Origin of the sequence: Phyllobacterium sp. (genome assembly GCF_037994425.1) — a bacterium.
Taxonomy (GTDB): Bacteria; Pseudomonadota; Alphaproteobacteria; order Rhizobiales; family Rhizobiaceae; genus Phyllobacterium.
Window position 1 is genome coordinate 22843 of the sequence record NZ_JBBNAM010000217.1, and the last position, 9340, is coordinate 32182.

14 protein-coding genes and 1 pseudogene are annotated in these 9340 nt (G+C 57.4%); 10 read left to right on the top strand and 5 right to left on the bottom strand.

Features of this window, described 5'->3' with window-relative positions:
- The first annotated feature begins 9 nt into the window (after positions 1 to 9).
- The 8 genes from flgG to AAAB35_RS15255 all read left to right on the top strand — a co-directional run bounded on the left by flgG (position 10) and on the right by AAAB35_RS15255 (position 5979).
- Complete coding sequence (flgG, locus tag AAAB35_RS15220) at positions 10 to 801, top strand: flagellar basal-body rod protein FlgG (RefSeq protein ID WP_340669125.1); 792 nt, start codon at positions 10 to 12, stop codon at positions 799 to 801.
- Between the two features lie 71 nt (positions 802 to 872).
- Entirely contained in the window at positions 873 to 1292 is a 420-nt protein-coding gene (gene flgA / locus AAAB35_RS15225) for a flagellar basal body P-ring formation chaperone FlgA (protein ID WP_340669137.1), read from the top strand.
- Positions 1293 to 1321: 29 nt separating this feature from the next.
- Positions 1322 to 2506, top strand: a complete 1185-nt coding sequence (locus tag AAAB35_RS15230; RefSeq protein WP_340669138.1) for a flagellar basal body P-ring protein FlgI — start codon at positions 1322 to 1324, stop codon at positions 2504 to 2506.
- Between the two features lie 104 nt (positions 2507 to 2610).
- On the top strand, positions 2611 to 3039 hold the full coding sequence (locus AAAB35_RS15235) for a MotE family protein (RefSeq protein WP_340669139.1): 429 nt from the start codon (positions 2611 to 2613) through the stop codon (positions 3037 to 3039).
- Positions 3036 to 3749 carry a flagellar basal body L-ring protein FlgH gene (gene flgH / locus AAAB35_RS15240; RefSeq protein WP_340669126.1) on the top strand — a complete coding sequence of 238 codons (714 nt, stop codon included), beginning with the start codon at positions 3036 to 3038 and terminating at the stop codon, positions 3747 to 3749. The genes AAAB35_RS15235 and flgH overlap by 4 nt, the downstream gene beginning before the upstream one ends.
- Before the next feature lie 12 nt (positions 3750 to 3761).
- Positions 3762 to 4250 carry a flagellar basal body-associated FliL family protein gene (locus AAAB35_RS15245; protein ID WP_340669127.1) on the top strand — a complete coding sequence of 163 codons (489 nt, stop codon included), beginning with the start codon at positions 3762 to 3764 and terminating at the stop codon, positions 4248 to 4250.
- On the top strand, positions 4247 to 4984 hold the full coding sequence (gene fliP, locus AAAB35_RS15250) for a flagellar type III secretion system pore protein FliP (RefSeq protein WP_340669128.1): 738 nt from the start codon (positions 4247 to 4249) through the stop codon (positions 4982 to 4984). The genes AAAB35_RS15245 and fliP overlap by 4 nt, the downstream gene beginning before the upstream one ends.
- 212 nt (positions 4985 to 5196) lie before the next feature.
- Positions 5197 to 5979 carry a flagellin gene (locus AAAB35_RS15255; RefSeq protein ID WP_340669129.1) on the top strand — a complete coding sequence of 261 codons (783 nt, stop codon included), beginning with the start codon at positions 5197 to 5199 and terminating at the stop codon, positions 5977 to 5979.
- A 63-nt stretch (positions 5980 to 6042) separates the two neighbouring features.
- Here the strand turns inward: AAAB35_RS15255 and AAAB35_RS15260 are convergent, their stop codons facing one another.
- Complete coding sequence (locus tag AAAB35_RS15260; RefSeq protein ID WP_340669130.1) at positions 6043 to 6393, bottom strand: ribbon-helix-helix domain-containing protein; 351 nt, start codon at positions 6391 to 6393, stop codon at positions 6043 to 6045.
- 48 nt (positions 6394 to 6441) lie between these two features.
- Positions 6442 to 6987, bottom strand: a pseudogene (locus tag AAAB35_RS15265) (DJ-1/PfpI family protein).
- A 193-nt stretch (positions 6988 to 7180) separates the two neighbouring features.
- Here AAAB35_RS15265 and AAAB35_RS15270 point away from each other — a divergent pair.
- Positions 7181 to 7534: a helix-turn-helix transcriptional regulator gene (locus AAAB35_RS15270; RefSeq protein ID WP_340669131.1), complete on the top strand. Its 354-nt coding sequence runs from the start codon at positions 7181 to 7183 to the stop codon at positions 7532 to 7534.
- Entirely contained in the window at positions 7531 to 7734 is a 204-nt protein-coding gene (locus AAAB35_RS15275; protein ID WP_340669132.1) for a hypothetical protein, read from the top strand. The genes AAAB35_RS15270 and AAAB35_RS15275 overlap by 4 nt, the downstream gene beginning before the upstream one ends.
- Here the strand turns inward: AAAB35_RS15275 and AAAB35_RS15280 are convergent.
- The 3 genes from AAAB35_RS15280 to AAAB35_RS15290 form a co-directional block, all read right to left on the bottom strand.
- Entirely contained in the window at positions 7731 to 7958 is a 228-nt protein-coding gene (locus AAAB35_RS15280) for a hypothetical protein (protein ID WP_340669133.1), read from the bottom strand. The genes AAAB35_RS15275 and AAAB35_RS15280 overlap by 4 nt on opposite strands.
- A 218-nt stretch (positions 7959 to 8176) precedes the next feature.
- Positions 8177 to 8377, bottom strand: a complete 201-nt coding sequence (locus AAAB35_RS15285) for a hypothetical protein (protein ID WP_340669134.1) — start codon at positions 8375 to 8377, stop codon at positions 8177 to 8179.
- Positions 8378 to 8607: 230 nt separating this feature from the next.
- Entirely contained in the window at positions 8608 to 9003 is a 396-nt protein-coding gene (locus tag AAAB35_RS15290) for a hypothetical protein (RefSeq protein WP_340669135.1), read from the bottom strand.
- Positions 9004 to 9340 lie beyond the last annotated feature (337 nt).

Sequence of the window (9340 nt, forward strand, 5' to 3'; positions counted from 1 at the left end):
TGAAACTCCATGAAAGCGCTCACGATCGCTGCCACCGGCATGAATGCTCAACAGTTGAACTTGGAAGTGATTGCCAACAATATCGCCAATATCAATACGACGGGATACAAGCGGGCAAAGGCTGAATTCTCGGATCTGTTGTATCAGGCGGAACGAAGCGCAGGTGTGCCCAACGCTTCCAACCAGAGCGTTGTCCCGGAAGGCGCAATGGTGGGCCTTGGCGTCCAGACATCTGCTGTTCGCAACCTGCACATCCAGGGCGCGCTGAACCAGACGGGGAATCCCTTTGACATCGCCATGGTCGGGCGCGGCTGGTTTCAGATCCAGAACGCAGCCGGTGAAACGCTCTACAGTCGCGCTGGCGCTTTCAACACGAACGACACCGGTCAGCTGGTCACGCTCGACGGCAACCTCGTCGAACCGAACATCGTCGTACCTACCGATGCAGTCGAGGTGAAGATCACCGAGACCGGGCAGGTCTTTGCCAAAATGGCCGACCAGACCCAGCTGGTGAACCTCGGCCAACTCCAGATCGCCAATTTCGCTAATGAAGCCGGACTGGAGCCGCTGGGCGACAATCTCTTCCGCCAGACCGACGCGTCGGGCGACGCGGTTGTCGGCGTTCCAGGCGACCCTGGATTCGGCACCCTCAAGCAAGGCTATCTTGAAAGCTCGAACGTCGATCCCGTCAAGGAAATCACTGACCTCATCACCGCACAGCGCGCCTATGAGATGAACTCGAAGGTCATCCAGGCTGCCGATGAAATGGCGTCGGTTGTCTCGAAGAATCTCGGCGGCTGAGGACAATCATGAAGGTATCAGGACGCACGTTCGGAAAAATCGCAGGCAGCATCGCTCTTGCGCTATGCGTCATGGTCCCTGCCTCCGCGGCCATGGCCGAACGCATCGCCTTTATCGTGCCGTCGCAGATCATCTATCCCGGCCAAACCATCGGCAATGAGGGCCTTTCGGAGAAGGTCTTCTCGATCAAGGCAAGCGCCGCCGGAAACTACGTCCTTCATACCAATCAGCTCGTCGGCAAGGTGGCGCGGAGGACGCTCCTGCCGGGTCAGCCCATTCTCGTGACCGCAGTCAACGAACCCGATCTGATCCAGCGCGGCGTTGCCGTTCAACTTGTATACAACACTGGATCGTTAGTCATCCGCGCCAAGGGCGTATCGATGGAACCCGGCCATGCAGGGGACTTTGTCAAAGTGCGCAATGTCGATAGTGGCATCATCGTAAGTGGCACGGTCCTCGCCGACGGCACGATCGAGGTCGGAATGCGATGATGCGGCTTCTCGTCTGTATCTGCGCCATAATGCTCGCAGGATCGATCGGGGCCAATGCCGGCGAATCCAATGCGAAGGACTATAAGTCGCCGGCCGAAGCCGAGGCTGCCTGGCGCCGGGCTGAAAGCGAGGCCGAGCGCTGGGGCGGCTCGCCGTCGCCCTTGGGGGAGGGCGGGGCGATCGCCCGCCTGAAGGATATCGCCAATATCCAAGGCGTTCGCGAGAACCAGCTCGTCGGTTACGGCCTTGTCATCGGACTCAATGGCACTGGCGACAGCTTACGCAATGCACCTTTCACCGAGCAGTCGATGCGTGCAATGCTCGACAATCTTGGTATCAGCCCACCACCGGGCGCTTCGCGCGTCAAGAATATCGCCGCCGTCATCATCACCGCCAATCTTCCACCCTTTGCCGGGCGTGGTTCGCGTATCGACGTCACGGTTTCGTCGCTCGGCGATGCAACGTCGCTGGCCGGTGGCACCCTTGTCATGACGGCCCTGGCGGCAGCCGACGGGCAGAACTACGCGGTTGCACAGGGTAATCTCGTTGTTTCAGGTTTTGCCGCGTCGGGTGAGGCGTCGACCCTGACGCAGGGCGTGCCCACCAGCGGTCGCATTCCCAACGGGGCCCTCGTTGAACGGGAAGTCACCGGCAATTTCGGTCAGGACGAACTGGTGGTCGAATTGCGCGAACCCGACTTCACGACTGCCGTGCGCATTACCGATACGATCAATGCCTTCGCCAAGCGGCGCTACAAGCAACCAGTCGCCAAGGAACGGGATTCGAAGTCGATCCGACTGCGCAAGCCGAAGGATATTTCCGCCACGCGCTTCCTCGCTGAAATCGAAGGGCTGCCGGTTCCGACGGATGAGGTCGCGCGGGTCGTCGTCGATGAACGTACTGGAACCGTGGTTATCGGCGAAAAGGTGCGTATCTCGCGCGTCGCCATCAGCCATGGCAGCCTTTCGGTACAGGTAACCGAAACGCCCATGGTGGTTCAGCCGGAGCCGTTCAGCGACGGCGTGACCGCGGTCGAGCCGAATACGGATATCCAGGCATCACAAACGTCCAACATCGGCATTCTCGGCGGAACCGACCTTGAGAGCCTGGTTAAAGGTTTGAACCAGATTGGCGTGAAGCCGCAGGGCATCATTGCTATTCTTCAAGGTATCAAGACGGCAGGTGCCCTGCATGCGGAACTGGTGGTGCAATGAGTGTGGGCAGCGGCATAGTGAAATCAGTTGGAATCGAGCGGGCGGTTTTGGCACTTGCTCTGGCGCTGACCTTGTTTTCGTCCACCCGGCCATTTGCGCAAGAAATGACGCCGAAAGATGATGCGGGGCAGGAGATCGATCGCTACTGCACCAACATCAACGACAAGGCTGCCGATGCGCGCTATGCCATGCAGACGCGTGAACTCCAGCAACTGCGCGCCGATGTCGACAGCAGAATCCAGGAACTCGAAGCCAAGCGTCAGGAATATGAGGTCTGGTTGAAGCGTCGCGATGAGTTCATCGATAAGGCGCAGGATTCACTCGTTGGAATCATCTCCAAGATGCGACCGGACGCCGCTGCGGCACAGATGGCGCTTCTTGGCGATGAAGCAGCAGCGGCGCTGCTACTCAAGCTCAATCCGCGCGTATCAAGTGTGATCCTCAATGAGATGCCGGCGGAGAAGTCGTCCAAGCTGGCGCGCGTCATTGTGGGATCGCGCGTGGTCTCACAAAAAGAAAGAACCGCGCAATGAAAAAAGCGGCCTCGTTCATTCTCGTGGCCGGAGCTGTCGGCCTGGCCGGCTGCGCCGACAATTTTCGCGATCTCAACCGGGCGCCAGCAATGTCGCCGGTCGGCGCCGGTGTCGGGCAGTCCTTCAATGTCGCTGATCCCGCTTATTATCCGACGCATCCAAAGCCACAGCAATATTCACTTTGGCAAGATCGTCAGGCCGGCTTTTTCCGCGACCCGCGCGCTGCCAACCCGGGCGATGTCCTCACCGTCATCATCAGACTGGATGAGGAGGCAAAGTTCGACAACAAGTCCAATCGATCGCGTGCCTCATCGCAAGTCTATGGCGCAACCGCCGACGCCAGCGGCAGCGGAATCTCCGGCGGCGACATCAGCGGCAATCTCGACCTGAATTCCGACACGCGATCGAAAGGCGAGGGCAAGATCGAACGTTCCGAGAAGATCGACCTGCGCGTCGCCGCGATCGTCACCAATATCCTGCCGAATGGCAATCTAGTGATCCAGGGGTCGCAGGAAGTCCGTGTTAATTACGAGTTGCGTATTCTCAACGTCGCGGGCGTCGTTCGGCCGCGCGACATCTCCGGTTACAATACCATTTCCTACGACAAGATCGCAGAGGCGCGCATTTCCTATGGTGGGCGTGGACGACAGAGCGAGGTGCAACAGCCGCCCTGGGGCCAGCAGGTCCTCGACACCGTTGCACCATTCTAAAGGTCAAAGCCGATGAGCGCCGTCGCCGAAGAACCCGCACTAGCACCAAAGGGGCCATCATTGATAGCCCTCGTCGCCGTGGTCGTTATCCTTACACTCATTGCGGCCGGCGGCGGCTGGTTCCTAGGCGGCAAACTTGGTCTTGCCAAGCAGGAGGCGGCCGAGACTCCCGCGGAGGTTAGCCGTAAGCCCCAGCCGGAAGATATGCCGGCCGGTACAGTGGTGCCGCTGAAGCCTATTCTTACCAATGTAAAAATCCCGCAGAACGTTTGGCTGCGGATGGAGGCCGGCGTCGTGGCGCGGCCAGGCGAGAAGATAGCTGATGAGCTTGCGGCGACGATCACCGGTGATTTCATGGCGTTCCTGCGCACGGTCAATTTGATGCAACTGCGCGGTCCAGCCGGTCTTGAATACCTGCGCACGGACCTTGAAGAACGCGCGAAGATGCGGTCCGAGGGCAAGATCGACAAAGTCTATATCTGGGCGCTGGTGATGGAATGAAAAAACGCCTGCTGACGCCCTTACTGGTCCTCGTTCTCGGCGGAACCGCCATGGCCCAATCGCCATCGATCCTCGAAGGCCTTTTGCCACCCGGCAGCGCCTCTACGAGCGGTCAGATCATTCAGATGCTGGCGGTGCTCACGGTTCTTTCGATCGCGCCGGGCCTCCTGATCATGGTAACGAGCTTTACGCGGTTTGCCATTGCATTTTCACTCCTTCGTGCCGGCCTTGGCCTGCAGACGACGCCGGCCAACCTCGTTATGATCAGCCTTGCCCTGTTCATGACATTCTACGTGATGGCCCCAGTTTTCGATCGGGCCTGGCAGAACGGTGTCCAACCGCTCGTCAACAACCAGATCACGCAGGACGTGGCGATGAATGAAATCACCACGCCGTTCCGCGAATTCATGCTGCGACAGGTGCGGGATAAGGACCTCAGGCTATTCGAGGACCTTGCCGACGAATCCTTTCGCACCAAAACAGATGGCGTCGTCGATTTACGCATCCTCATACCGGCATTCATGATTTCCGAGTTGCGGCGCGGTTTTGAGATCGGCTTCCTGATCGTCCTGCCATTCCTTGTCATCGACCTCATAGTCGCAACTTTGACCATGTCGATGGGCATGATGATGCTACCGCCAACGGTCCTTTCCCTGCCGTTCAAGATCCTGTTTTTCGTGCTGATCGACGGGTGGAACATACTCGTTGGCAGCTTGATCCGCTCCTATACATGATCGAGCTGTTAGCCGGCAAATCGCCCTTGCCTCACCAGAATCTTCATATTAGATAAAATGCATAGGTCCTTGTTATTAAAACGGTAATACTTTAAACGTACTGATCAGCTTTTGGCGGGTTGTCTTCGTGACAATAGGCATCAGGCCGCTCCGTCACACCGGTGAAAGCCCGGTATGTCCCCTTCTTTGTATCTCATCAGGGACCTAATTCCATGACCAGCATCCTTACCAATGCGTCGGCAATGACGGCGCTGCAGACGCTCAACTCGACCAACAAGAACCTTGCAACCACCCAGGACCGTATCGCTACCGGCCAGCGCGTTGCTCAGGCCTCTGACAACGCCGCTTACTGGTCCATCGCGACCGGCATGCGCACGCAGAACACGGCTCTATCCGCTGTGAAGGACGGCCTTGGCCTTGGCGCTTCGATCGTTGACACGGCATACACTGCGCTCAACAGCGCCATAGACCTCGCACAGAAGATCCAGGCAAAGTATGTTGCCAAGGAAACACCGGGTACTGACGGCACGATCATCGACGCCGATATCGCGCAGTTTAAGGCCCAGATCGTCGAAATGGCGAAAGGCGCAACCTTCCAGGGCGTCAATCTTCTGGCAACCGGCGGCACCGCACAGAACATCGTTACGGGCTACACTTCTGGTACCGGGGTAACGACCATGTCCGTTGCCGCGTTCGACCTTGAAGCCGCTCTCACCAGCGCGACGACTTCCTCGGCGGTCGAAACTGCAATCGGCACAATGAAAGATGCTGCTGCTGCTCTCGGTTCTGCCAAGACCCGCATCAACACCCAGCAGAGCTTCACGGACAACCTGATGGACGCCATCGATCGCGGCGTTGGCCAGCTCGTCGATGCCGACATGAACAAGGAATCGGCTCGTCTGTCGGCCCTTCAGGTTCAGCAGCAGCTCGGGGTACAGGCTCTCTCGATCGCCAACTCGAGCAACCAGAGCATCCTGTCGCTGTTCCGCAGCTAAGCGGATAAATAACACTCGATCTATAAATTGCCCCGGATCTCAAATCCGGGGCTTTTTCAATCCTCAGTGGTATTTCTCACGTTCGCGACCGAGGATGGCTCGAGCATTAAGGCCAGCGATGGGCTGCGACAGGTCCCTGGGTATGTCACCTGAAAGCTGCAAATCTAAATACCGTGCACAGCAGACGCGAAGAAACGACGTGAAATTGCCGAGGTCATGGCCGGCGTCGATCGACTCATGATGCAGCCGCGTGATGAGCTGCACGACGTTCATACCGTCACGCCGGGCAATCTCCTCCAGTTTGGACCAGAAGAAGTTCTCAAGCCGAACGCTTGTCACCATGCTGTCAATACGCAGCGACCGTGTCGCGCTTTCCCATAGGCGCGCGTCGGCCTTGATGAACAATTCACACATGCTGCCTCCCAAAACTCCGCAAAGTGCTTTCGCCAGGTTTAACAGCGGTCAAGCACTAAGCACAGCCATGAACTGTTGCAGCCAGGCGGGATGAGCCGGCCACGCCGGCGCGGTCACCAGCCTGCCGTCAGTTATGGCATCACTGATGGCGATCTCCGCGAATTTTGCTCCGGCAAGCTCGACTTCAGGTCGGCACGCCGGATAGGTGGAGCACGTCCGCCCCTCGATCACACCAGCAGCGGCAAGGAGCTGGGCGCCATGGCAGATCGCCGCCACTGGCTAGTCCGCGTCGAAGAAATGACGAACTGCCTTAATGACGCTCGGATCGAGCCGAAGATATTCGGGCGCGCGGCCCCCCGGAACAACAAGAGCATCGTAATCCTCGGCGCGAATTTCGGCGAATGTCGCATTAAGGGCGAAGTTATGGCCGCGTTTTTCGGAATAGGTCTGATCGCCTTCGAAATCATGAATAGCTGTTGCAACTGTCTCGCCGGCCTTCTTGCCAGGGCAGACGGCATGCACCGTGTAACCGCAGGCTAGCAATGTCTGGAACGGGACCATGTCCTTATAGCCGAAAAACGGCATTGATATCATTGGGTTTTTCGCTCTGATTCTCAAACAGCGGCGTTTGTTTGAGAAAACCCGTTCCCGGAGTGTTCTGGGGGAAAACAAAAAAATGGCCCGATAGGATCAAACCTGTCGGGCCATTTTCATTGGATGAGAAAGGGCGGGAAAGACGCCTTTCTCGGTTTCGAGCCTTGGCTTCATAGCACGATTTTCAAGGCCCATGAAGGATGGAAGCCACACACGCGGGATCGCGCTCAGCGGTGACATGTGCCCGTCAGGAAGGCCTGTCCAGTGGCGATGGAACGTCCCAAACCCGCGACGTTTTGACACGTCCGGCGAGTCTGTTAGTTTTCCCGCCATGGGGCACACGGATTACGACGGCGAGATTCAACAGCGGTTTCAAGCGATGCTCGAAGGCCTCGAACAGGCTGGCTTGAGCAAGGGCGAAATGGCCCGCCGCCTTTGCACATCGCGGCAGCAGCTATGGCGCCTCGAAACCGGCGCAATCCGCAATCCATCCTTTGCTCTGGGCGAGCGGATCATGAAACTGCATCAGCAGGAAGTGACCAAATGACGTCGCCACTGCATCCCACGATCAGCTTGCGAAAGTTGCGACGGCTTGGCTTGAATCTGGCCGAGATTTCCCGTGCCTGCGGTTGCAACAGAACGACGCTGGATCGGCTTTTGAAGGGTGAACGACACTCCGATCCGCCGCGCGAAATTGTCGAACGGCTGACTCTGTTGCTAAGCGAACGGACGCGCGCGAGCCACTAGGGGTTGAACGTCAGGTATGTCTGGCAGGCAACCGCAATGAAAGCGAAGAGCAGACCGATCCAGCCGAGATGCTTTTGCCAAAACTCGATGGACAGTTCACGTGGCGACGTTCCCTTGATTGTCCGTTCTTCCCATTTCACGCCGAAGCTGCCCCAGTACAGGATCAGCGCTGAAGCAAAGCCGAGCACCTGACTGGCAACTTCGATTATCTGGCTGTTTGTCACGTATGAAAACCCCGAGTTGGTTGCGGAGCTTCAAATGGGAAGGTGAGTCACCCTTGGGCACAAGGCAGTCTTTGTGGTTTTCCTGTGTACACAGGGTTGCCCAAAAGCACTTCCCCACAAATGAGGAAGTTATCGCGCCCATGGCCTAGTTCCAGCTAAGAAGACTGGCTGCCCCAATGTTCGCGGGCGATCACTTCCTCGACCCTCCCGCGCAAATATCAGCGCCCGTTGGCCAAGCCCTCGTCGCGCGCCCTGTTGCTGGAGCGCAGGCCGCAATCATAATAGCCGGATGCGCAGGACCGGGCCGGATTCATGAAATAGGCTTCCACACGGGACCACCGATTATATGTGCTGGTGCTGGTGCAGCCTAAAAGTATGGATATGGCCACAAGGGCGGCAGCGGTTTTGATAATTTCCATATTCTGTTCCTCTTGTGCGGCTCTGATGCGCCATCCCCTCGAGTCCGATGTGGGTAAGAGCGCCCCGCAGGAGTGGCCGCATGATCAGCGATCGATCGAGCTTCGATCAATGAGGGAAAAAAGCGCCGACGAAGACGCCCTACGCAACGCTGCCGCCACCCAGATCGACGGAACCAATCATTGCAAAACCTCGGGTGACGCCTGCTGCGTTGAAACGGGGTGGTTGGCCGTCAATCTTTGAAGTCGGCCTTTTTGCATACCGGCTCCCCCTGAAGGGCGTACATCCGGCAATACTGCACTTCGCCTGTAATCTGATCCAGTTGCCATATCGCACCAGCGCCGGACGGAAAATTAAATCCAGCGGTATAAGTCGCTATGTTTGATCCATCAGGAATTTTGGTGTCGAACAGTGCATATCTATCGCATCCCACTTGCAAATTTCCCGACGGCTGCTGCCACAGGGCCGAACAATTGTAGACCTTCTTAGTCTTATGATTCAAAAAGTAGGCTTGCGACGAGTATTCACCAGCCCCGCCGCCAGCCTGATGCACTATGAGTTCGAAGTCTGCCGCTGTTGCAGGTAGGAGGGATAAGCTCAAGATGATTGCTGTCAGCAGTATGCGCATGAGGCCTCTCCAATTGGTCTAGGACACAGATTAACATACAGGAAAATGCCTTCTGGGCCAGCGCTGTGCCCCGAACTGCACCGCGATGGTTGCCCGGCAGTTATGCACGTCAAAATTCCTAATTGGCATTTCAACACATAAGATTGGCAGCTAAACGCAAGCGCGAATTTGTTAGAACTGCTAGAGAACCTCCGCACGGTTGGAAAGAACGGCCATTGAGCCTCACTGGCGCTCGTTTGTGGAATTGAGCGATCTGCGCCCCACCAACCGATTGAAGAAGTTAGTTCAAGAGCAAGCAGCTTAACTAGGGGCCCTCATGCAGGGTTCCCCTCTTGAT

Excerpts from the sequence above, each read along its gene's own strand:
- flgG (WP_340669125.1), top strand. The coding sequence starts at position 10 with ATGAAAGCGCTCACGATCGCTGCCACCGGCATGAATGCTCAACAGTTG.
- flgA (WP_340669137.1), top strand. The coding sequence starts at position 873 with ATGGTCCCTGCCTCCGCGGCCATGGCCGAACGCATCGCCTTTATCGTG.
- AAAB35_RS15230 (WP_340669138.1), top strand. The coding sequence starts at position 1,322 with ATGCTCGCAGGATCGATCGGGGCCAATGCCGGCGAATCCAATGCGAAG.
- AAAB35_RS15235 (WP_340669139.1), top strand. The coding sequence starts at position 2,611 with ATGACGCCGAAAGATGATGCGGGGCAGGAGATCGATCGCTACTGCACC.
- flgH (WP_340669126.1), top strand. The coding sequence starts at position 3,036 with ATGAAAAAAGCGGCCTCGTTCATTCTCGTGGCCGGAGCTGTCGGCCTG.
- AAAB35_RS15245 (WP_340669127.1), top strand. The coding sequence starts at position 3,762 with ATGAGCGCCGTCGCCGAAGAACCCGCACTAGCACCAAAGGGGCCATCA.
- fliP (WP_340669128.1), top strand. The coding sequence starts at position 4,247 with ATGAAAAAACGCCTGCTGACGCCCTTACTGGTCCTCGTTCTCGGCGGA.
- AAAB35_RS15255 (WP_340669129.1), top strand. The coding sequence starts at position 5,197 with ATGACCAGCATCCTTACCAATGCGTCGGCAATGACGGCGCTGCAGACG.
- AAAB35_RS15260 (WP_340669130.1), bottom strand. The coding sequence starts at position 6,393 with ATGTGTGAATTGTTCATCAAGGCCGACGCGCGCCTATGGGAAAGCGCG.
- AAAB35_RS15270 (WP_340669131.1), top strand. The coding sequence starts at position 7,181 with ATGAAGGATGGAAGCCACACACGCGGGATCGCGCTCAGCGGTGACATG.
- AAAB35_RS15275 (WP_340669132.1), top strand. The coding sequence starts at position 7,531 with ATGACGTCGCCACTGCATCCCACGATCAGCTTGCGAAAGTTGCGACGG.
- AAAB35_RS15285 (WP_340669134.1), bottom strand. The coding sequence starts at position 8,377 with ATGGAAATTATCAAAACCGCTGCCGCCCTTGTGGCCATATCCATACTT.
- AAAB35_RS15290 (WP_340669135.1), bottom strand. The coding sequence starts at position 9,003 with ATGCGCATACTGCTGACAGCAATCATCTTGAGCTTATCCCTCCTACCT.